General features: G+C 67.5%; 18 protein-coding genes. 7 read left to right on the plus strand and 11 right to left on the minus strand.

All coding sequences use genetic code 11. The features are described 5' to 3' along the window. Nucleotides 1-41 precede the first annotated feature (41 nt). Nucleotides 42-1,256, minus strand: coding sequence for a succinyldiaminopimelate transaminase (gene dapC / locus FVD38_RS10710; protein ID WP_147934815.1), 1,215 nt, complete (start codon nt 1,254-1,256; stop codon nt 42-44). A 148-nt stretch (nt 1,257-1,404) separates the two neighbouring features. Between dapC and FVD38_RS10715 the strand changes: the two genes are divergently transcribed. Further along, nucleotides 1,405-2,163 carry a YoaK family protein gene (locus FVD38_RS10715; RefSeq protein WP_147934816.1) on the plus strand — a complete coding sequence of 253 codons (759 nt, stop codon included), beginning with the start codon at nt 1,405-1,407 and terminating at the stop codon, nt 2,161-2,163. 42 nt (nt 2,164-2,205) lie between these two features. Here the strand turns inward: FVD38_RS10715 and FVD38_RS10720 are convergent, their stop codons facing one another. The 3 genes from FVD38_RS10720 to FVD38_RS10730 form a co-directional block, all read right to left on the minus strand. Next, on the minus strand, nt 2,206-2,547 hold the full coding sequence (locus FVD38_RS10720) for a DMT family transporter (protein ID WP_147934817.1): 342 nt from the start codon (nt 2,545-2,547) through the stop codon (nt 2,206-2,208). Beyond that, entirely contained in the window at nt 2,544-5,555 is a 3,012-nt protein-coding gene (locus tag FVD38_RS10725) for a sensor histidine kinase (protein ID WP_147934818.1), read from the minus strand. Before FVD38_RS10725 ends, FVD38_RS10720 begins: the two co-directional genes overlap by 4 nt. Before the next feature lie 63 nt (nt 5,556-5,618). Further along, on the minus strand, nt 5,619-6,659 hold the full coding sequence (locus FVD38_RS10730; RefSeq protein ID WP_147934819.1) for an AraC family transcriptional regulator: 1,041 nt from the start codon (nt 6,657-6,659) through the stop codon (nt 5,619-5,621). A 111-nt stretch (nt 6,660-6,770) separates the two neighbouring features. Between FVD38_RS10730 and FVD38_RS10735 the strand changes: the two genes are divergently transcribed. From FVD38_RS10735 to FVD38_RS10750, 5 genes are all read left to right on the plus strand, one after another. After that, entirely contained in the window at nt 6,771-8,378 is a 1,608-nt protein-coding gene (locus FVD38_RS10735; RefSeq protein WP_147934820.1) for an FAD-binding oxidoreductase, read from the plus strand. Next, nucleotides 8,375-9,964 (plus strand): glycerol-3-phosphate dehydrogenase/oxidase, encoded by a 1,590-nt coding sequence (locus FVD38_RS10740; RefSeq protein ID WP_147934821.1) that lies wholly within the window; start codon nt 8,375-8,377, stop codon nt 9,962-9,964. Before FVD38_RS10735 ends, FVD38_RS10740 begins: the two co-directional genes overlap by 4 nt. A 2-nt stretch (nt 9,965-9,966) precedes the next feature. Next, nucleotides 9,967-11,529: an FGGY-family carbohydrate kinase gene (locus tag FVD38_RS10745; protein ID WP_147934889.1), complete on the plus strand. Its 1,563-nt coding sequence runs from the start codon at nt 9,967-9,969 to the stop codon at nt 11,527-11,529. Nucleotides 11,530-11,606: 77 nt separating this feature from the next. Further along, complete coding sequence (locus tag FVD38_RS26465) at nt 11,607-11,765, plus strand: hypothetical protein (protein ID WP_187271547.1); 159 nt, start codon at nt 11,607-11,609, stop codon at nt 11,763-11,765. A gap of 68 nt (nt 11,766-11,833) precedes the next feature. Further along, on the plus strand, nt 11,834-13,750 hold the full coding sequence (locus FVD38_RS10750; protein ID WP_147934822.1) for a hypothetical protein: 1,917 nt from the start codon (nt 11,834-11,836) through the stop codon (nt 13,748-13,750). A 63-nt stretch (nt 13,751-13,813) separates the two neighbouring features. Here FVD38_RS10750 and FVD38_RS10755 read toward each other — a convergent pair whose 3' ends face one another. The 7 genes from FVD38_RS10755 to FVD38_RS10785 all read right to left on the minus strand — a co-directional run bounded on the left by FVD38_RS10755 (nt 13,814) and on the right by FVD38_RS10785 (nt 19,585). After that, the gene (locus FVD38_RS10755; protein WP_147934823.1) at nt 13,814-14,218 is read right to left on the minus strand and encodes a GFA family protein; all 405 of its coding nucleotides are present in this window, start codon (nt 14,216-14,218) and stop codon (nt 13,814-13,816) included. Nucleotide 14,219: 1 nt separating this feature from the next. Then, nucleotides 14,220-14,981 (minus strand): 3'-5' exonuclease, encoded by a 762-nt coding sequence (locus FVD38_RS10760; RefSeq protein WP_147934824.1) that lies wholly within the window; start codon nt 14,979-14,981, stop codon nt 14,220-14,222. Then, nucleotides 14,962-15,141, minus strand: a complete 180-nt coding sequence (locus tag FVD38_RS27070) for an exonuclease domain-containing protein (protein ID WP_147934825.1) — start codon at nt 15,139-15,141, stop codon at nt 14,962-14,964. Before FVD38_RS27070 ends, FVD38_RS10760 begins: the two co-directional genes overlap by 20 nt. 60 nt (nt 15,142-15,201) lie before the next feature. After that, nucleotides 15,202-16,560, minus strand: coding sequence for a diguanylate cyclase (locus FVD38_RS10770; RefSeq protein ID WP_147934826.1), 1,359 nt, complete (start codon nt 16,558-16,560; stop codon nt 15,202-15,204). 211 nt (nt 16,561-16,771) lie between these two features. Then, on the minus strand, nt 16,772-17,965 hold the full coding sequence (locus FVD38_RS10775) for an aminotransferase-like domain-containing protein (RefSeq protein WP_147934827.1): 1,194 nt from the start codon (nt 17,963-17,965) through the stop codon (nt 16,772-16,774). A 162-nt stretch (nt 17,966-18,127) separates the two neighbouring features. Continuing rightward, nucleotides 18,128-18,589, minus strand: coding sequence for a RidA family protein (locus FVD38_RS10780; RefSeq protein WP_071362106.1), 462 nt, complete (start codon nt 18,587-18,589; stop codon nt 18,128-18,130). Between the two features lie 75 nt (nt 18,590-18,664). Beyond that, a complete protein-coding gene (locus tag FVD38_RS10785; protein WP_147934828.1) occupies nt 18,665-19,585 on the minus strand; it encodes a DMT family transporter in 921 nt (306 codons plus the stop codon). Between the two features lie 112 nt (nt 19,586-19,697). On the opposite strand from FVD38_RS10785, the gene FVD38_RS10790 reads away from it, so the two are divergent. Beyond that, a complete protein-coding gene (locus FVD38_RS10790) occupies nt 19,698-21,107 on the plus strand; it encodes an aminotransferase-like domain-containing protein (protein ID WP_147934829.1) in 1,410 nt (469 codons plus the stop codon). Nucleotide 21,108: the final 1 nt, after the last annotated feature.

Here is a 21,108-nt window from a genome sequence, read left to right on the forward strand (position 1 = left end):
GCTGGTCTTTATTGAAATGAAAACAGGAATTCGTGGGGCTCTTACTTGAGGCCCTGGCAGAACTGGACGATGCGATTGGCCGCTTCCAGTCCTTCGTCGACGCCGGCCACCAGGGCCATGCGGATACGGTCGCGCCCCGGATTCTGGCCATGCGCTTCGCGCGCCAGATAGCTGCCCGGGAGGACCGTCACATTATAGTCGGCGTACAGGCGGCGCGCGAAGTCGGTGTCCGACAGGCCGCTGCGCCGCACGTCGGCCCACAGGTAGAAGCCGGCGTCGGGCAGCTCGACGTCCATCACGTCCTTGAGCAGCGGCGTGATGAGGGCGAATTTTTCCTTGTACAGCGCGCGGTTCTCAATCACGTGATGTTCGTCGTTCCAGGCCGCGATCGAAGCCGCCTGCACCGGCGGCGACATCGCGCCGCCGCAATAGGTGCGGTAGAGCAGGAATTTCTTCATCGCGATGGGATCGCCGGCCACGAAACCGGAACGCATGCCCGGCACGTTCGAGCGCTTCGACAGGCTCGAGAACACGATCAGGTTGCGGTACGGTTGCTCGCCGCCGCTGCGGCCCAGTTGATGCGCCGCTTCCAGCGCGCCCAGCGGCGGGGCGGCGCCGGTATAGATCTCCGAATAGCACTCGTCGGCCGCAATCAAGAAGCCCCAGCGGTCGGCCAGCTCGAACAGCTGGCGCCAGTCGTCCAGGCCCAGGGTGGCCCCGGTCGGGTTGCCGGGCGAGCAGACGTAGAGCAGCTGCACGCGCGGCCACACGTCGTCGGGCACGCTGCCGTAATCCGGCGCGAAGTTGCGCGCGGGTTCGGAATTGACGAAGTACGGCGTGGCGCCGGCCAGGTAGGCCGCGCCTTCGTAGATCTGGTAGAACGGGTTCGGGCACATCGCCAGCGCATCCGGCCTGGAGGCGTCGATCATGCACTGGGCGATCGCGAACAGCGCCTCGCGCGAACCGTTCACCGGCAGCACCATGGTGGCCGGGTCCAGCGCCGGGATGCCGTAGCGGCGTTCCAGCCAGCCGGCGATGGCCGCGCGCAGGGGCTCGCCGCCCACCGTGCTCGGATAGTTGGCCAGGCCGGCCACCGAATGCGTCAGCGCTTTTTCGATGAAGGCCGGCGTCGGATGCTTCGGTTCGCCGATGCCCAGGCTGATCGCGGAATAGGCCGGGTTCGGAGTGACGCCGGCAAACAGCTGGCGCAGCTTTTCGAACGGGTAAGGATGGAGCTTGTCGAGATGGGGATTCACGGCAGTCTTGGGCGCACAGGGGTGTGCGCTTTTCGATAATTTTTTATTATAGCTCTATGAATGGAAGAACGTTCGAGCGTGCGGCAAGTGATTTGCGGTAACATTAATCACACACCAACCAGCGATTTCATCCGGAGAGCCATCCGCCGTGCCGATCAGTTACGCGCGCAGCCTGACAGGACATGAACGTACTCCCGGCGCCAACCGGCACCTGGGCGTGGCGCTGGCTTTCGTCGCCGGGGCGATCAATGCCGGCGGCTTTCTCGCGGTGCGCGAATATACCTCGCACATGACCGGCATCGTCTCCAGCGCGGCCGACCACCTGGTACTGGGCGACACCGACCTGGTGCTGGCCGCGCTCGGCGCGCTGCTCAGCTTCCTGCTCGGCGCGGCCTGCACCGCCATCCTCGTCAACTATATCCGGCGCCGCGGCCTGCATAGCGGCTTTGCGCTGCCCCTGTTGCTCGAGGCCGTCCTTTTGCTGGTGTTCGGCATCCTCGGCGCGCGCCTGGCCGGGATCGACGCCTTCTTCATTCCGCTGACCGTGATGCTGCTGTGCTTCATGATGGGGCTGCAGAACGCGGTGATGACCAAGGTTTCGCATGCCGAGATCCGCACCACCCACATGACCGGCATCGTGACCGACATCGGCATCGAGCTGGGCAAGATGGCCTACTGGAACGCCGACGGCCCGCTGCGCCAGCCGAAAGTCACGGCCAACCTCGGGCGCCTGATGCTGATGCTGTCGCTGCTGGGCGCGTTCTTCCTGGGCGGCGTGGTGGGGGCGCTGGGCTTCAAGCACCTGGGCTATCTGTCCACGGTGCCGCTGGCCGCCTTCCTGTGCGTGCTGGCGATCGTGCCGGTGGTCGACGATGCCGTGCGCGTGCTGGGGCGGCGCGACGCCTGACCGTGGCCGACAGCCGCAACCGATTTCGTGGACCCTCGAGTCTTAACGCACGAGCGCGAATGCGCCGGCCACGATCAGCACCATGCCGACGATCTTGCTGACGCTGAGCGGCTCATTGAGCGCGGCCACGCCGATCGCCGCCACCGCCAGCATCGCCACGCCCGTCATCACCGGGTAGGCCAGGCTCATGTCCAGCTTTTGCAGGGCCACCGAATAGCACACGAAGCCCAGCGCATAGGTAGCGCCGGCGCCGCCGAGGAAGGCGATCCGCACCAGGTTCCAGTCGACGCCGTGCTGGTTCGACAGTTTGATGAGGAAGGTGGCGGCAGCACTGGCAAGGGCGGCCAGCGCGCACCACAGGTAGCCGGTCATGGTTGGGGTCATGGAATGTCTTCTGTCGAGGTGGAATGGGCAGGGCGCGATTGTACCGCCTGATCGGGCGCGACCGGGATCGCCAGTGTGACCCGGGTGCCGGCCGGGCCGCTGTCGATGCGCAGCCGGGCGCCGATCTGGGTGGCGCGCTCGCGCATGCCTTGCAGGCCGAAGTGGCCGGCCTTGTCCATGGCGGATCCGCCCGCGCCATCGTCGCTGACGGTCAGCGCCAGGCCGCGCTGGCCGGTATCGGCGCTGAGCCGGACGGCGCCAGGCGTGTGCCGCAGCGCGTTGAGCAGGGCTTCGCGCACGATCGCGTGCACGTCGCGGCGCAGGCGCACCGGCAGGCGCTCGACCGATCCCGGCGCCGCCGCCAGGGCCAGGCGCCCGCTGCCGCCGGGGAGAATCAGATCCACGTCGCGCAGCAGGCCCTGCCAAAACGCATCGACGTTGGCAAAACCCTGGCGCAGGCCCTGGACTTCGTCGCGGCCTTCTTCCAGCACCTGTTCCGCGCTCTCCAGCACCCGCTCGAACTCGGCGCGCGCCGGGCTGTCGGGCGGCAGCCCGGTCAGCACCGAGTGCATCCGCAACAGCATGCCCTGCACGCCCTGCAGGAAGGTGTCGTGCAGCGAGCGGGCGATCGATTCGCGCTCGCGCATGCGCGCCATCAGCTCGCCTTCGATGCGCTCGGCCAGGTGGCGGGTGCGCAGCCGGTAGGCCCACGCGAGCATGAGCAGGAAGGCCAGCACGCAGGCGGCAAGGAACCACCAGGTCTGGAACCAGCGTGGCGGGATATGGAATGCCAGGGTCGTGACCGAGCCCGCCACGCCGCTCTCGTTGATGGCCATCACCTCGAAGGTGTGGTTGCCGGGCCGCAGCCGCTGGAAGAAGGCGCTGCGCCGCGTTCCGGCCTCCTCCCACTCCTGGCCGCCCGCAAGGCGATAGCGGAAGCTGACCTTCTGCGGCATGCGCAGGCTGGGCGCCGTGTAGTCGATCTGCACGTTCTCGGTGCCCTGGTCGAGTGCCAATCCCGTGCCTACGCCATAGTGGCGCGTGCCGCTCGATACGGCCAGCACCTCGACCGCGGGCGTCACGGGATTGGGGGACGTCTTGCGCGGATCGATCCAGGCCAGGCCGCGCTCGCCGGCGAACCACAGCGTGCCGTCGCCGGCCACCGCGGCCGTGCGCGACAGCAGGCCCGACACGCCGCCGCCCAGGTAGCCGTCGGCGGCATCGAACAGCCGGCCGCGCAGCGCGATGCCGGGGTCGTTCATCGAGCGCGTCCAGTCCTCGGGCGTGACGCGGTAGATGCCGCGCGCGGCGTTGATCCAGCGTACGCCGGCGGCGTCGGTGACGATTCCGCTGGCCGCGCCGATGCCGTCCGGCGCGGCGACGGCGAGGCGCCGGAAGCGGTTGCCTTGCAGGACCTGCATGCCGTCCTCGCCCGACACCAGCAAGGGCTTGCCCGGCACGATCAGGCTGAACTTGCCGACCTCCAGCCCTTCCTGGGCGCCGTATTCGCGCACCGCGCTGCCGTCGACGATGCGCAGGCGGTTGCCGGGCAGGCCCAGGTAGCTGCGGCCCGCAGCGTCGAAGGCCACTTTCTGGGGATGGTCTTCCTTGACAGGCGGCCGGGTCCAGGCGCCGTTGCGGTAATGCCATGCGCCCATGCGGCCGGTCCAGAGCCAGACTTCGTCATTGCCGGCCGCCAGGCTCCGGGGCCGGATGCTGTCCGCGGCCGCGCTGACCGCGGGCGGCAGCGGGATGCGCTCGACGCCGGTGCGGCCATGGCGCTCGATGCCGTGGCGACCGCCGAGCACCAGCGTGCCGTCCGGCGCACGGTCGAGCACGTGGGTCGCGATAGCGTCGGGCAGGCCGCTCGCCTTGCCGTTCTCGATGCGCACCAGGCCGGCCGTATCGTCCAGCCGTTGGGCCCGCGCCGCGACGATCCCGCCGTCCGGGTGCCGGGCGGGGTGGGAGATGCCGCGGTCGAGCAGTTGCGGCACCATGTGCACTGCGTGGTCGCGCAGCCGCTCCAGGCCCGAGGGCGTGCCGACCCAGATGCTGCCGTCGCCGTCTTCCATCAGCGCCAGCACCGACAGGCTGGTCATCTGCCACGCCTGGTCGAGCCGCTCGGCGGCGCCCACCGGCGTGAAACGCTCGCCGCGCTGCCAGTCGGCCGGGCGCAGCACGCAAATGCCGACCGGGCAGTTGCCGGACCAGACGTTGCCGTCGCGGTCGAACAGCGACTGGTAGGTGTTGGTGTTGCCGGGTTGCGCAGGAACGCGGCGCGGCGAGGGCGGCGCCACCTGCTCGAACTCTTTGCCGAGCACCAGCCATACACTGCTATCGCGCGCCTCGAGCAGCATCGCATCGCCTCGCACCGGGCGCAGTCGATGAAACCGCGTCGCGCCGGCCTCGCGCAGGTAGAGCGCCGCGCCGTTGGTGGCCCAGACCCGGCCGGCGCCGTCGGCCAGCACGTATTCGGCGCGGGCGCCGTCATAGCCGAGTTCAGGGCCGACGCGCACGGCGCGATCGCCGTCGACCCGAAACAGGCCGCGCCAGCTGGCGATCCAGGGCGCGCCATCGGCGCCGAGTGAAATGGCGAATACGCTGCCGCGCTGTTCGGGTGTGATCAGGTGCCGGTAGCGCCCCTTGCGCAGCACGCTCATGCCCCCGCTGCCGTGGCCGATCCACAGCTCGCCGTCGGGCCCGGGCCGCAGCGCGCTGATGCCGGTGTTCTGCAGGCGGCTGCCGTCGGCCGTTTCGAACGGCAGGAAGCGCAGGCCGTCGAAGCGCAGCAGTCCGGCGTAGCGGCTGCCGACCCACAGCCAGCCGTCCTGGCTGCGCGCCAGCGCATCGACATAGCGCGGCGCGCCTTCCAGCTCGCCCCAGCGCTCATGGCGATAGCCGTCCAGCGCGATGGTCGGGTCAAGGGCGAGGGCGGCCGGGGCGATGGCGCACGATAGTACGAGAAGTGCCGCGCGCAGCCATGCCTGGAATCGGGAAATGATACTCATTCGCGAATTGTTGCAGCAAAATCATTGCCGGTCCAGTCATCCGGACCGATCATCGAAGCCGATTCATGCGGCCTGTTCGCGCCATGCCCCCGGATTCATGCCGCTCCATTCGCGAAACGCGTGGGTGAACGCGCTCTGCTCCTGGAAGCCGAGCAGGAAGGCGATATCGACCAGGCCCAGCTCGCGCCGGCGCAGGTAGTCCTGGGCCAGGCCGTAGCGCACCGCATCGAGCACCTGCTGGAAGCTCGAACCGGCGTCGGCCAGCTTGCGTTGCAGGGTGCGGGTCGACAGCCCGAGCTCGGCCGCCACCGGCGCCAGCCGCGCCTCGCCGCTGTTCAGGCGCGGCAGCAGCGCGGCCCGCACCCGCGCCACGATCGGGTCGACCCGGGCGGCGCGTTCTTCGAGCAGCCGTTCGGCGTGATGCAGCAGGAGCGGGTACAGGCTGGTATCGGCGTTCGGTACCGGCATCGCCAGCAGGGCGGCATCGACGACGGCGCAGTTCAGTGGCGCACCGAACTCCGGCGCGATGCCCAGCACACGCAGGTATTCGGCGCTGCCGTGGCCCGGGTCGGCATGCCGGACCCGCAGCGCCAGCGGCATCAGGGGCCGCCCGGCCAGCCAGCCGCCGAACACGCGGATGCCCGCGAACACGCTTTCCACCAGGTGCCGGGTGGCGTCGGGGTAGTGGCTGATCCATTCGTAGTGCGCCTGGGCGCCGTGGAGCGCCAGGCCGCTGCGGCCCAGGTCGTGGGCCAGCGATTCGTAGCGCTGGGTCAGCTCCAGCGCATGGCCGAAGCTGCTGCAGGCCAGGAGCAGCATGCCGTAGGCGCTATAGGTGGCCGGACGCGCCTTCTCGCCCACGTGCAGGCCGAAGAATGGGTCGTTCGCCAGGCGCGCGCCGGCTTCGAGCAGGCCGATGTAGCGTCGTGCGGACAGTCTCTCGGGCAGCGGATCCAGGGCATCGGGCGCCATGCCGGCGGCCTCGGCCAATGCAGGAAGGGTAAGGCCGCGCTCGAGGGCGGTTTCCAGTAGAGGCTGCAGGTAGGAACCGGTCACGCGGGCGTCCATGGCGGGCGGTGGCGTGATTGAGCAAGGCTGTGTCATGAAAGCGCAATACGATTGGCGGGAGCGTCTTTAACGTGTTACCTGAGGTGATACCTGTAGTGATACCGGGCTGGCAAAAAGAACAACTTGCAGTATAACGGAAAGTCATTGATGCGGCGTTGGAACGGTTGGGGTGACGAGTCGATTACGGTGCAGCTGGAAGGGGAGGCCAGAGCCTTCCTCGGCGCACGGCTGGGCCGGGGCACGGCTCCGCAGGACGCGACCTTCGAACAAGCCTGCGCCGGCCTGCCGCCGGGCCGCCTGCCGCCCCATCCCCTGATCGATACCAGCAGCGCCACGCGCGCGCGCCACGCCCTCGGCCAGAGCCTGCCGGACTGGCTGCGCCTGCGCCACGGCCGCCTGGGCAATGTGCCCGACGGCGTGGCCTTTCCCGAATCCGGCGCCCAGGTGCGCGAGCTCTTGGGCTTCGCCGCCCGCCACGATGCGGTGGTGATCCCCTACGGCGGCGGCACCAGCGTGGCCGGCCACCTCGACGTGGGCCGCAGCTCCAACGGCGGCCTGCGCCCGAGCCTCTCCATCGACATGGGCCGCATGCGCGCCATGATCTCGCTCGACCGCGAGGCGCAGCTGGCCTGCTTCGGCGCCGGCGTGTCCGGCGCCGATCTCGAAGCCCAGCTGCGCGCCCATGGCTATACCCTGGGCCATTATCCGCAGTCGTTCGAATACTCCACGCTCGGGGGCTGGATCGCCACTCGCTCGTCGGGACAGCAGTCGCTGCGCTACGGCCGCATCGAGCAGATGTTCGCGGGCGGGCGCATCGAGACGCCGTCCGGCACCCTCGACATCCCGACCTTCCCAGCCTCGAGCAGCGGCATCGACCTGCGCGAGATGGTGCTCGGTTCCGAAGGCCGCATAGGCGTGCTGACCCATGCCGCGGTGCGCATCAACCGCCTGCCCGAGCACGAAGCCTTCCACGCGCTGTTCTTCCCCGACTGGGAACACGCGCTGCAGGCGGCGCGGACGCTGGCCCAGGCGCGCCTGGGATTGTCGATGCTGCGCCTGTCGAACGCCGGCGAGACGGTCACCATGCTGGCGCTGGCCGGCCACGCCCGCCAGGTTGCGCTGCTGGAGCGCTACCTGGGCTGGCGCGGTTGCGGCCAGTCCAAATGCATGCTGCTGGTCGGCGCCAGCGGCGCCAGGGGCCAGGCGCGCGAGGCGCTGCGCGCGGCGGTGGCCCTGGCGCGGCGCCAGCGCGGCGTGCACGTCGGACGCGCGCTGGGCGAACGCTGGCGCCGCAACCGCTTCCGCAGCGTCTACCTGCGCAATGCGGCCTGGGAGCAGGGCTATGCGATCGACACGGTCGAGACGGCGCTCGACTGGCCGCACGTGACGTCGGCGGTGACGGCGATCGAGCAGGCCGCGGCGGCCGCGCTGGAAGCCTTCGGCGAACGCGTGCACGCCTATACCCACCTGTCGCACCTGTATCCGCAGGGCGCCAGCGTGTATTCGACCTTCGTCTACCGGCTGGCGGGCGACTACCAGGCCGACCTGGCGCGCTGGCGCCAGCTCAAGGACCGGGTCTCGAGCGCGATCGTCGGCTGCGGCGGCACCATTAGCCACCAGCATGGCGTGGGCGTCGACCACGCGCCATGGCTGGCGGCCGAGAAGGGCGAGCTGGGACTCGGCGCCATGGGCGCGCTGTTCCGCCACTTCGATCCCGAGTGCCGGATGAACCCGGGCAAGCTGGTGACGCCATGAATCAAACTAACGTCTTTCCTCCAGGGCGCGACTGGGACCTGCTGGTGATCGGCGGCGGCATCACCGGCGCCGGCATCCTGCTCGAAGCCGCGCGGCGCGGCCTCAAGACCTTGCTGGTCGAGCAGAAGGACTTCGCCTGGGGCACCTCGAGCCGTTCGTCGAAGCTGGTGCACGGCGGCCTGCGCTACCTTGCGTCCGGAAACCTGCGCCTGACGCGCGACGCCGTGCGCGAGCGCGAATCGCTGTTGCGCGCCGCGCCCGGCCTGGTCGAGCCGCAGGGCTTTGCCTTCGCCGACCATGGCACCGACGTCAAGCGGCGGCTGGGCTTTCTCGCCATGCTGCGCGTGTACGACATGCTGGCCGGCCGCCGCGAGCCGCACTGGGAGCGCCCGGAATCGTTCCGCATGCTGGCGCCGAATATCGGAGAAGCCAACCTTGCCGGCGGCATCCGCTACACCGACGCCAAGACCGACGACGCGCGCCTGGTGCTGCGTGTCATCGACGAGGCGCGCGCCCATGGCGCGGTCGCCTGCAACTACGTGACCGTGCAGGCGCTGGTGCGCGACGGCGGCAAGGTGCACGGCGCCATGCTGCGCGACGAACGCAGCAAGGCCGAGACGGCGGTGCGCGCGCGGGTGGTGATCAACGCCACCGGCGCCTGGTCCGATTTGCTCGGCGGCGCGGCAGGCGGAGAGGTAGCCTGCAATAAGCCCGATCGCGCGCCGCGCCTGCGGCCGCTGCGCGGCAGCCACCTGGTGCTGCCGGCCTGGCGCCTGCCGCTGGCGCAGGCGGTCAGCCTGCTGCACCCGGCCGACAGCCGCCCCGTATTCGCCTTCCCGTGGGAGGGCGTGACCCTGGTCGGCACCACCGATGTCGACCACGAGGAAGGGGTGAACACCGAGGCGCGCATCACGCGTCATGAATTCGACTACCTGATGGCTGCCCTGCACGCCCAGTTCCCGCAGCTCGGGCTGGGCGACCAGGACGTCGTCGCCACCTTCGCCGGCGTGCGGCCGGTGATCGACGGCGGCCAGCATGGCGCGCCGTCGTCCGAGAAGCGCGACCACTTCGTGTGGTCGGAGCCGGGCCTGGTCTCGGTGGCCGGCGGCAAGCTGACCACCTTCCGTTCGATCGCCCTCGACGTGCTGCGCCACGTGTCGCAGCAGCTGCCCGGCTGGCAGCTGCGTCCCGAGCGCGGGCCGGTGTTCGCGCGGGTCTCGGTGCCGGCACGCCACGACCTGCCGTCCGGTGTGCTGCGCCGGCTGGCCGGCCGCTATGGCGCCCAGGCCAAGCCGCTGCTGCTCGCGGCGCGCCAGGGCGAGCTGGAATGCATCCCGGGCACGCAGACGCTGTGGGCCGAGCTGCGCTGGGCCGCACGTTGCGAGCAGGTCTTCCAGCTGGACGACCTGCTGCTGCGCCGCACCCGGCTCGGCATCCAGCTGCCTAACGGCGGCATCGACCAGATGGCGCGCATCCGCGCCATGTGCCAGCCGGAGCTCGGCTGGGACGATGCGCACTGGGAATCGCAGGAGCGGCGCTACCTGGCCGAGTGGCGCAAGCAGTACGGCGTTCCGCCTGCCGCCTGACCGTGCAGGCGCCGCTGCTGCTGGCCATCGATAACGGCACGCAAAGCGTGCGCGCCCTGCTGTTCGACTTGCGCGGCGAACTGGTGGCGAAGTCGCAGGTGGCGCTGGACGACTACCGATCGCCGCAGCCGGGCTGGCACGAGCACGACGTCGACGCCTACTGGCAGGCGCTGTGCCAGGCCTGCCGCCAGCTATGGACACAGCCCGGCGCCGAGCGCGCCCGCCTGGCCGGCGTCGCCGTCACGGCCCAGCGCGGCACCGTGGTCAACCTGGACCGCGAAGGCCGCCCGCTGCGGCCCGCGATCACCTGGCTCGACCAGCGCCGCACCGAAGACGTCCCGCCGATCGGACCGCTGTGGCGCGCGGCCTTTCGCGTGGCGGGCGTGGCCGGCACCATGCGGCACCTGGCCGGCGAAGCCGAGATCAACTGGATCCGCGCCCACCAGCCCGAGGTCTGGGATGCTACCGACAAGTTCCTGCTGCTGTCGGGCTACCTGAACTGGCGCCTTGGCGGCCGCTTCGTCGATTCTAGCGGCTCGCAGGTGGCCTATATTCCTTTCGACTACCGGCGCCGGCGCTGGGCCGGACCGCGCGCCTGGCAGTGGCAGGCACTCGCCGTGAAGCCTTCCATGTTGCCCGAGCTGGCGCCGCCCGGTGCGCGCCTTGGCAGCGTCACCGCGCAGGCGGCGTTCGATACGGGCATCCCGGAGGGCTTGCCGCTGCTGGCGGCGGCCGCCGACAAGGCCTGCGAAGTGATCGGCGCCGGCTGCTGCGCGCCGCACGTGGCGTGCCTCAGCTACGGCACCACGGCCACCATCAACATCACCTCGCAGCGTTACATCGAGGCGGTGCGTTTCGTGCCGCCGTATCCGAGCGCGCTGCCGGATGCGTACAGCATCGAGCAGCAGGTGTATCGCGGCTACTGGATGGTCAACTGGTTCAAGGAGCAGTTCGGCCACCACGAACAATCGCGCGCACTGCTGGAAGACGTGGCGCCTGAACGGCTGTTCGACGAGCTGGCCAGCAGCGTGCCGCCGGGATCGATGGGGCTGATGCTGCAACCCTACTGGACGCCGGGCATCCGCCTGCCGGGGCGCGAAGCCAAGGGGGCGATCGTGGGATTCGGCGACGTCCACACCCGCGCCCACGTGTACCGCGCAATCCTGGAAGGGCTGGCGTATGCGCTGCGCGAAGGCAAGGAGCGGATCGAGCGGCGGGGCGGCGTGCGCATCACCGAGCTGCGAGTGTCGGGCGGCGGCTCACAGAGCGACGCGGCGATGCAGCTCACGGCCGATATCTTCGGCCTGCCGACGGCGCGGCCGCATGTGTATGAGACGTCCGGGCTGGGGGCGGCGATCGATGCCGCCGTGGGATTGGGCTTGTATCCGGATTTTGCCAGCGCGATTGACGGCATGACGCGGGTAGGGCGGGTGTTCGAGCCAGTTCCAGGCAACCGGGTGGTCTACGAGCGCCTGTACAAGGACGTGTATTTGCGGATGTACCGACGCTTGCAGCCGATGTACCGCGACATCGCGCGCATTACGGGTTATCCGCGCGAAGCGTGATCCGATACAGAAAGCGCTTTTTTGACATGGCCACAGAATTACACTGAAGTCTCTTTCCACTTCATCGGGAGTACATCATGAACCGCAAAGAGGCTGATCACCACGCAAACCAGCGCAACCCCGAGCATATTGCTCGCAAGTTGGCCAACGATAACCGATCGAGGCAACTCAATCCCAAGGACCCGGTCTATCAACTGGGGCGTAGTAACCTGCAGCCGAAGCCGAGGACGAAGTAGTTCGGTGACGGGAGTGCGGAGAAGGAATGGCCGGGAGGGTTTGGCGGCCAGACGTAAAGGAATAGGTGATGGCAAGAAAGAAGGCGAGTGACGGGGTGCAGGCCACCGTCGAACGGCTGACGGGAGAAACCCCGTGTCCACCGTATCTGCGGGAAACGCTCAACAAGTACTGGCGACATGAGCGCCTGATTGGCAGTCAAGGGCGGCGTCGAGCAGCTGGCGAAGACGCAACCTTGAATCAGCTCAAGGACGTGCACCTCGATAATCTGGTGCACAACCTGCTGGACCTCGATGCACTGTTCGTCGGCGACACGGGCAAGGTCATTGACGTCATCACTGGTCGCATGGAAACGCATGTGCTGGACGGCGAGCTTGTCAGCATCGAAGGCGTCATGCAAAGGCGCATGGAGATCTATCGTCACTGGCTCGATCGCATGGCTTCGGTGCGCGCCACACTGGCCCAGCCAGGTCTCGACCTGCGTGTGGATCGGCTGGAAGACCAGCTATCTGTCGGCAGGCGGGAGGACGCGCGCGCCATTCCTTCCTTTGCATTACATGCGCTGCAAGTGCAGGAGGCCAGCGAGGCAAGGCAGGGCGGGGGCGAGCCGAGTGCTGCCGACTTCGTTGAACGCGCCGACGCCTACCTCGCACTCGGAGACTTGGCCAGTGCGGACAAAAACGCCTGCCTCGCCATCGGGCAGGACGCTTCTTGCGCCCGGGGCTGGTTCATCCGCGTGGTGGTCGCATTGCGACGCCGTCAGGAAGCAATGCGGGCCCATCGAAGGAAACGCATAGAAGCGCAGGAGTGCGCGGAACCGGCGTCGGCACACGAGCGATGGGCCATGGACCAGGCGGACGACGCGGCCGGTGACGCCCAGGAGCAGCATCGGATCTTGCTGGCGATCTTGCCTCAGGCAATCGTGCACTGGCCGTGCACGGTAAAGCGACATGATCACCCGGCGCTATGGAAACAGGTGCGTGGCTTGTTCGTTGACAGCATGTTCGCGATCGCAGCGCACGATACGCAGCGCTTCGGCTCCCGGCAACAATGGGCGCGCGTGAGTGGACTGGAGCCTGAGTGGGCGCTGGAGCACGCGAAACATCCCTACGCTCACAGTAGCGGCTTGACGGCAGGTTCACCATTTACGAGGGAAGAAACACTGGGCATTCGCTATCTGGTATCTGCCTATGATGCGCAACCCCGGGATTTCTTCGAATTGTTCGACGAAGAGAGGATTGGCCTGGATTTTCGCCTGTATCACTTGCGCCATGTCTTGGCCATGGAAGGCGGCGAGGAGCACTGGGAACGGCTGCAGGGCGCGGTTGCGGAGAGTCCACCGGCGTGGCGGGTTGGTCAGCTGATGAGAGATTCGGCGGTGGCGCGGCTCTGGCAGGCGCATTACTGCGGCCGCAGCGGCGCCACGGCGCTCATGGAGGCCGGCGCGCAATGGCTGCGAGAGATGGAGGACATCGACAAGGGACGGCACCGGTTCCAGTTGCTTGGACAATACGCGTATCTATATCACCATCAACTCGCGCGGGGTGAATTCGGCGCATGTGGATTGGTGGCCGCCAAAGCGATCGCGCTGTTCGATGGCGCGTCAGCGCTGATCGGGTGGTTCGGGTTTGAAACGCATCCCTACGACGATTCGATCGGCATGCCGATCGACCGCTGCCGCTATTGGGAGTATCTTGCCGCAATCGCTGCCGTTGAACAGCGCCGAAACGGCGCGACGCTTTCCGTTCAGGCCGACGCCATACTGGCCACAGAGGATCATTGGCGGCTCCTCTTTTCAGACGAGGATGCTTGCTTCTGGCGCGCTTCGGAGGAATACGAAGAAGGCGGCGGCACCGATTGGCTGGAGCCGCCCTATGGAATCGATCTTCGGCGCACCGACAGTTGGACCAGCGCAGCAGTACCCCACGACCGGTTGGCGGCGATGCCTCCTCAACCGGTATCGCTGCCGCCGGATTGCCGGTCATGAATGCCCGCTGGGCCGTAGGCGACATCGTGCGCAGTACAGGTGATCGGTGTGACGCTTGATACGTTAGGAGATATGCTCGGCGTCGGGCGGAGGAACCACCCAAGCGTGCATGCGATGCTCATACACCGACACCGTCGGCGCCGGAAAGCTGGCCTCGGCGAACGCCCCGATCGGGATGACGACGGATTCCTCTGCGCCTTCGGTCTGGTAATAGACCGTCGCACCGCAGACCGGGCAGAAGTGGAAATTCGCGCGCGAACCTTCGTCTCCTACCAGCACGAAACTGGTCGAGGTGCCGGATACCGCCACTTGCTCGCGCCGGAACCTGGCCTGCGCCGCGAACACGCTGCCACTACGGCGCTGACAATTCAGGCAGTGGCAGATCGAGACGCGGAGTGGTTCACCGCTGACTTGCGCCCTCAACGCGCCGCAACTGCAAGACGCCAAACGTGTGCGTGGCGTCTCCATCTCAATCGTCGTCCTGCGGAATATCGAGCCACATCACATAGAAACCGTCGTTTGGCGAATCGCTGATCCTTCCGCCGCGGATCTTGGCGGCACATTCAAAATGCTTGAACTCAGCCAGATCCCCCTCGACGACCGCTCGTCGGAAATCCTGGGCCATGCGCGGAGCCAGATTTCCCACCACTTCTTCGTTCAGCAAGACTTTTACGGCATTCGACATCGCTTCGATACGCAATTGCACTTGAATGTCGAGAACCGTCCCTTTTTGTGTTCGAGGGCCACATACGAGTTCGAAGGCCTCCTGATGGCGTCGCGTCCCGAGAACCTCTATGCGAAACTGCCGCGGGCCTGTAATGGTCGGGATGACGGCGGGAGCTCCGGTCTTGATCGCTTTGTTCACGCCCTTGTCTGGTCTTGCTGGAACAGCGGCATGGCGGGACAGGAAATACACTTCCAGCGCCAGGAGCGTGTCGTTCAGCGCCCGATGTGCGGTGCCAGTGTCGAGTTGGAGATGAGAGGCGAGATAAACCAGTTTATGATTCGGCAGATCGGGCCATGCTGCCCTTGCGCTGGCCAGCGCGCAATGTCCGATGTTGCTGAGCGGCCGACGGCCATGCCGCTCGATGGCGGCATTGAGAAATTTCGCATCAAAATTGATGTTGAATGCCACCAGATCATGATCGCCCACGAAGTCGATGAACTCGTCCAAGACCTCTTGCATTGGCCGGCCGCCGGCCCGCAACATCTCATCGGTGATGCCAGTCAAATTCGATCAGCTGTGTCATATGAGGATGCGATTGCGCGCCGGGAATATATTTGACAGCGGCGACCTCAATGATGCGGTCCTTCTTAGAGCATAGGCCAGTGGTTTCAAAATCGAAGAAGACGATCGGTTCACCGGATTGAGGGTAGTGGGAGTCGCGCATGGAATAGTGATCGATATCGGGATGTCGGCGTCCAACTGACGCGAAGAAGATCGATTTATGTCAGTGTGCCATCCCGCCCCGCATTTGCTCCCACGCCGCTCCCGCCTGCGCCACCACCACCTGGTTACGCCCGCGCGCCTTGGCCTCGTACATCGCGCGGTCGGCCGAGATGAAGAACGTGCGGATATCGTCGAACAGGGTCGGCACGATGCACGCTACGCCCACGCTGACCGTCACCACCCCGGACCCCTCGGAGCGCGGATTCGGAATGGCCAGGCGCTCGATGTGGGCGCGGATCGACTCGCCCAGACGCGCCGCCGCACTGGAGCCGGTATCGGCCAGCAGCACCACGAATTCCTCGCCGCCGTAGCGCGCGGCCAGGTCGGTCGGGCGCATCGCATGCGATTGCAGCGCTTCGGCGATGGCCTGCAGGCAGGCGTCGCCGGCGGCGTGGCCCAGGCTGTCGTTGTAGCCCTTGAAATGGTCGACGTCGAGCACAATCAGCGACAACGGCTGGCCGCTGCGGATGGCGCGCTGCCATTCCTTGTCCAGGAAGGCATCGAAGTGGCGGCGGTTGGCGATGCGCGTCAGCGGGTCGACCAGGGCGGCGCGCTGCAGCGCGGTCTCGGACTGCTTGTGGTGGGTGATGTCGTGCAGCAGGGCGACGAACAGCGCCTCGCCGCCGGCCATCGGCGACAGGCTCAGGTCCATCGCGCGCATGGTGCCGTCCGACTGGCGCACCAGCACCTCGCGCGTGCCGCGGCAGCGCGCGGTCGCCTCGGCATCGAGCGGCTGGGCGAAGTAGTCGGCGTAGTCGTAGGCGGCGGGCGGCTCGACCAGGTCGGCCAGCAGCTCGCCCTCCAGCACTTCCTTGGGCTGGGACAGGAAGCGCTCGCAGGCCGGGTTAGCGTATACCACGCGGCCTTCGCAGTCGACCAGCATCAGGCCCTCGTCCATGCCGTCGACGATCAGCTGCAGGCGCTCGGCCTGCTGCTTCTGGCTTTCGCTGCTGCTGCGCAGCCGCAGCTGGGCGCGCACGCGGGCACACACTTCGGCCATGCGCACCGGCTTGGCGATGTAGTCGGCGGCGCCGGTGTCGAAGCCGGCGACGATGTCCTCGGTCTCGCCGCAGGCGCTGACGAAGATGACGGGGATGTGGGCGGTATCGGGCTGGCGTTTCAGGCGGCGGCAGATTTCCAGGCCGTCGAGGTCGGGCAGGATGACATCGAGCAGGATCAGGTCGGGCTGGACGCGGGTGGCGATGTCGAGCGCGCGCTTGCCGGAACTGGCGACGAAGGTCTGGTAGCCCTGCTGGCGCATCATGTCCTGCAGCAGCCCGAGGCTGTCGGGAGCGTCGTCGACGATCAGAATCGCGGATTGGCGCGCCGGTGCGGCGAGCGCTAGGGCAGGATGCATCATCGGTGGCGGATTGACCTCATCAGTGACGAGAAATCATACTCTTTTACACGCAGATTTTGGACAGTTAACCTTGCCTAAAATCCACAAGACGATGCTATTGTTGCACTATCGCAACTGACCCGCCATTGGCCCGGCGTAACGCCGCAAATGATACCGGTATCGACTGACAGTCGACCGAAAAAAAGGGCCGCGTTTGCGGCCCCCCTGGACATTACAGCATGCCGGCGATCAGCTTGCCGAGGACCGCGATGCCTTCGCGGATGCGCTCAGGCGGCACGGTCACGAAGGACAGGCGCAGCGTGTTAGTGGCAGGATTGTTGGCGTAGAACGGCGCGCCCGGCACGAAGGCCACGCGCGCGGCCAGCGACTGCTCCAGCAGCTTCATGGCGTCGACCTGTTGCGGCAGGGTGACCCAGATGAACATGCCGCCTTCGGGCTTGGTCCAGCTCACGCCGGCCGGGAAGTGTTCCTGCATCGCGTCCAGCATCACCTGGCACTGGTCGCCGTACAGCTGGCGGATGGTCGGGATGTGCTGGTCCAGGAAGCCGTCCTTGACGACTTCGTGCACCACCATCTGGGTCAGCTGGGCGGTGTGCAGGTCGGCTGCCTGCTTGGCCAGCTCGAGGCGGCGCACCAGCGGCAGCGGGGCGCAGACATAGCCCAGGCGGATGCCCGGGGTCAGCACCTTCGAGAACGAACCCATGTAGATGACGCCGTCCGGGTTCATGGTCACCATCTTCGGGCTCGGCGCGCCTTTGTAGCTCAGCGAGCCGTAGGGATCGTCCTCGATCAGCGGCACGCCCAGGCGGGCGCAGGTTTCCACCAGTTCCTGGCGGCGCTCGACCGACAGCGAGCGGCCGGTCGGGTTCTGGAAGTTCGGCAGCGCGTACAGCATGCGCGCGCCTTGCGCGATGCCTTCCAGCGACGACGGCACCAGGCCGTGTTCGTCGGTCTCGACCGACTTGAATTCTGGACGGTAGACCGAAAACGCCTGCAGCGCGCCCAGGTAGCTCGGGGTCTCGACCAGCACGCGGCTGCCTTCGTCGATCAGCACCTTGCCCAGCAGGTCGAGCGCTTGCTGCGAACCCGAGGTCATGAGGATCTGTTCCGGCAGGATCGTCGAGCCTTCCGTCGACAGCGAACCGGCAATCCACTCACGCAGCGGCGCGTAGCCATCGGTCGGGCCATATTGCAGCGCGACTTTGTCGTTCTCGCTCAGGACCTTGTCGTAAGCGGCTTTCATGCGCTCGACCGGGAAGGTGGCTGGCGATGGCAGGCCACCGGCGAACGAGATGATCTCCGGACGCTGGGTGATCTTCAGGATCTCGCGGATGAACGAGCTTTGCAGCTGCTGGGCGCGTTCCGAGAACTGCCACTGGATGGGATTGGGGTTTTCGATTTTCATACTCGTCTCACAGGAAGGTGCACGGTCGTGCCGGGCCATTATATAAAACACGCCGCGTTGGCGGCTCACGTCGGCGAATGGAGCCGGGTCAGCCGCGCGAGGTACAACAGTAATTGATTTACCGACAAATTAATGCCGGTTGTAGACACGTTATCGACGGCTTTATGCCACTTCCACGATCATTTCGATCTCGACGCAGGTGCCGCGCGGCAGCGACGCAACGCCGAAGGCCGAGCGTGCGTGCTTGCCGGCGTCGCCGAACACTTCGCCGATCAGTTCCGAGGCGCCATTGGTGACCAGGTGTTGTTCGTTGTAGTCCGGGGTCGACGCGACCAGGCTCATCAGCTTGACGATGCGCTTGACGCGGTTCAGGTCGCCGCCCACGGCTTCCTGCAGGGTGCCGATCAGGTCGATCGCGACCGAGCGCGCGGCGGCCTGGCCATCCGCCGTGGTCTTGTCGCGGCCCAGGATGCCGGCGTTGATGCTGCCGTCTTTGTTCTTGGCGATATGGCCCGAGATGAACACCAGGTTGCCGGTCTGCACGTACATGACGTAGGCCGCGGCCGGGGTGGCTGGCGCTTCCAGGGTGATGTTCAGTTCCTTGAGTTTGTCGTAGACGGACATGGTGTTTTCCATAAGTTGCGTGAATGAAGGCGGTATTGTACGTTGAGCCAGCGTCATGCACATCGGGTGCGATCGTCAAGCCGGACGGCGCCCCACCTGCAGCCGCCGTCCGGCGAACACGACACCGATCACGGCCAGCGCGAACAGGCTGTTGTGCAGGGTCAGCGCTTCGCCCAGCAGCACGGCCGCGCCGACCAGGCTCATAAACGGCTGCAACAGCTGCACCTGGCCGACCCGGGCGATTCCGCCCAGGGCCAGTCCGCGGTACCAGAAAAAGAAGCCGATGAACATCGAGAACACGGTGATGTAGGCCAGCCCCGCCCAGGCCGCGGCGCCGACGCCGGCGAACGCGTCCAGCCGTGGGATGTAATGCCAGGCCAGCAGCGGCGCCACCAGCGGCAGCGCCAGCAGCAGCGCCCACGAGATCGTCTCGGGGCCGCCCAGGGTGCGCGCCAGCTTGCCGCCCTCGGCATAGCCGACGGCGCCGGCCGCCATGGCCAGGAACATCAGCAGGTCGGCCAGGTGCAGGGCGCCGCCGCCCTGGGACAGGGCAAACGCGATCACCAGCGCCGCGCCGAGCACGGCCATCAGCCAGAAGGCGGCGGACGGCCGCTCGTCGCCGCGCATGGCGCTGTACAGGGCCGTCATCAGCGGCAGCAGGCCGGCCAGCACCGCGCCGTGCGAGGCCGACACCCAGCGCAGGGCGATCGAGCTCAGGAGCGGAAAGCCGATCACCACGCCCAGCGCCACCAAGGCCAGCGGCGCCAGCGCGGCGCGCGGCGGCAGGGGCGCGCGCCGCCATCCGAGCCACAGGCCGGCCAGCAGCGCCGCACCGAGCGCGCGCCCGAGGGCGATGAACAGCGGGTCGAGTTCGGCCACTGCCAGGCGGGTGAACGGCAAGGTCAGGCTGAACATCGCCACGCCCACCAGGCCGAGGAGCATGCCGCGCGCTTCGTCGTGGCTGGCGGTCGGGATGGGGCGGGCGAGGGTGGTCATCGGGTGTCCTTGATCGGGCTTGCGGCAACGGGGTAGTGGGTCTATCCTAGCTGCAAGGACCAATACAGTCCCAGTACACTTCAAGCGATAATTTGCCGACTGTGGTGGTGAAATGACCGATACACTCTCCTTTACACTGGCGCGCGATTCCGGCGCGCCGCTGGCCGACCAGATCGTGAGCGCGGTCGCGGCGCGTGTCGACGAGCGCCTGCTGCGTCCCGGCGCGCGCATGCCGTCGATCAGGCGCTTCGCCGCCAGCCACGGGGTGTCGCCGTTCACCGTCGTGGCCAGCTACGACCGGCTGGTGGCGCAGGGTTATCTGGAATCGCGGCGCGGCGCCGGCTTCTTCGTGCGCGAACGCCAGGCCCAGGCGCGCGGCTTGCCGATGGCGCAGCCGGCGCCGGTCCCGGCCGAGCTCGACATCGCCTGGCTGGTGCGCAGCATGTTTCGCCAGGCCCCGCTCGGGCTGGCGCCGGGCTCCGGCGTGCTGCCGGCCGACTGGCTCGACGGCCCGGCAGTCGCCAACGCGCTGCGCGCGCTCAGCCGCCAGAACTGCGACGGCCTGCTCAGCTATGGCTCTCCGCACGGCTTCCTGCCGCTGCGCCAGCAGCTGCAATTGACCCTGGCCGAACTCGAGATCGACGCGGGGCCCGAGCAGCTGGTGACCACGCTCGGCGTGACCCAGGCGCTGGACCTGGTGGCGCGCGCGTTCTGCCAGTCCGGCGACACGGTGCTGGTCGACGATCCGGCCTGGTTCCTGATGTTCGGTTCGTTCGCGGCGATGGGCCTGAAGGTGGTGGGCGTGCCGCGCCTGGCCGACGGTCCCGACCTGGCGCGGCTCGAAGAACTCGCCGCCCTGCATCGGCCGCGCCTGTTCGTCATCAACTCGGTGCTGCACAATCCCAGTTCGACCTCGGTGTCGGCGGCCAAGGCCTTCCAGATGCTGCGCCTGGCCGAGCAGCACGACTTCCTGGTGGTCGAGGACGACATCTATTGCGGCCTGCACCCGGGCGGCGCCACCCGCCTGGCCGCGCTGGACGGCCTGCGGCGCGTGATCTACCTGGGCGGCTTCTCGAAATCGATGGCGGCCAACCTGCGGGTCGGCTTCATCGCCACCTCGCGCGAACGGGCCGCGCTGCTGGCCGACCGCAAGATGCTGGCCACGCTCAGCACCAGCGATATCGGCGAGCGCGTGGTCTATAAAATCCTGGCCGAAGGCCACCACCGCAAGCACCTCGACCGCGTGCGCGGCCGCCTGGATGCGGCGCGGCCGGGCGCGCTGCGCCGGCTCGAGGCGCTCGGGATGCGGGTCGACCCGGCGCCGGCGGCCGGCATGTTCCTGTGGGTCGATGCCGGCACGGACACCAATGCGCTGGCGGCGCGCGCCATGCAGCACGACTTGCTGCTGGCGCCGGGCAGCCTGTTTTCGCCCAGCCAGCAGCCGTCGACCCGGATGCGGCTGAACCTGGCGGCGCTGCAGGATCCGGGCGTGTGGCGTTTTTTGGAGGGGCGCGGCGACTAAG

Origin of the sequence: Massilia arenae (assembly GCF_008014745.1) — a bacterium.
Classification (GTDB): domain Bacteria; phylum Pseudomonadota; class Gammaproteobacteria; order Burkholderiales; family Burkholderiaceae_D; genus Telluria; species Telluria arenae.

Bases quoted from the DNA above. Each gene is read 5' to 3' on its own strand.
- FVD38_RS10790 (WP_147934829.1), top strand. From the start codon at position 19,698: ATGACCGATACACTCTCCTTTACACTGGCGCGCGATTCCGGCGCGCCG.
- FVD38_RS10735 (WP_147934820.1), top strand. From the start codon at position 6,771: ATGCGGCGTTGGAACGGTTGGGGTGACGAGTCGATTACGGTGCAGCTG.
- FVD38_RS10740 (WP_147934821.1), top strand. From the start codon at position 8,375: ATGAATCAAACTAACGTCTTTCCTCCAGGGCGCGACTGGGACCTGCTG.
- FVD38_RS10770 (WP_147934826.1), bottom strand. From the start codon at position 16,560: ATGATGCATCCTGCCCTAGCGCTCGCCGCACCGGCGCGCCAATCCGCG.
- FVD38_RS10775 (WP_147934827.1), bottom strand. From the start codon at position 17,965: ATGAAAATCGAAAACCCCAATCCCATCCAGTGGCAGTTCTCGGAACGC.
- FVD38_RS10780 (WP_071362106.1), bottom strand. From the start codon at position 18,589: ATGTCCGTCTACGACAAACTCAAGGAACTGAACATCACCCTGGAAGCG.
- FVD38_RS10750 (WP_147934822.1), top strand. From the start codon at position 11,834: ATGGCAAGAAAGAAGGCGAGTGACGGGGTGCAGGCCACCGTCGAACGG.
- FVD38_RS10730 (WP_147934819.1), bottom strand. From the start codon at position 6,659: ATGACACAGCCTTGCTCAATCACGCCACCGCCCGCCATGGACGCCCGC.
- FVD38_RS10720 (WP_147934817.1), bottom strand. From the start codon at position 2,547: ATGACCCCAACCATGACCGGCTACCTGTGGTGCGCGCTGGCCGCCCTT.
- FVD38_RS10785 (WP_147934828.1), bottom strand. From the start codon at position 19,585: ATGACCACCCTCGCCCGCCCCATCCCGACCGCCAGCCACGACGAAGCG.
- FVD38_RS10725 (WP_147934818.1), bottom strand. From the start codon at position 5,555: ATGAGTATCATTTCCCGATTCCAGGCATGGCTGCGCGCGGCACTTCTC.
- FVD38_RS26465 (WP_187271547.1), top strand. From the start codon at position 11,607: ATGAACCGCAAAGAGGCTGATCACCACGCAAACCAGCGCAACCCCGAG.
- FVD38_RS27070 (WP_147934825.1), bottom strand. From the start codon at position 15,141: ATGCGCGACTCCCACTACCCTCAATCCGGTGAACCGATCGTCTTCTTC.
- FVD38_RS10755 (WP_147934823.1), bottom strand. From the start codon at position 14,218: ATGGAGACGCCACGCACACGTTTGGCGTCTTGCAGTTGCGGCGCGTTG.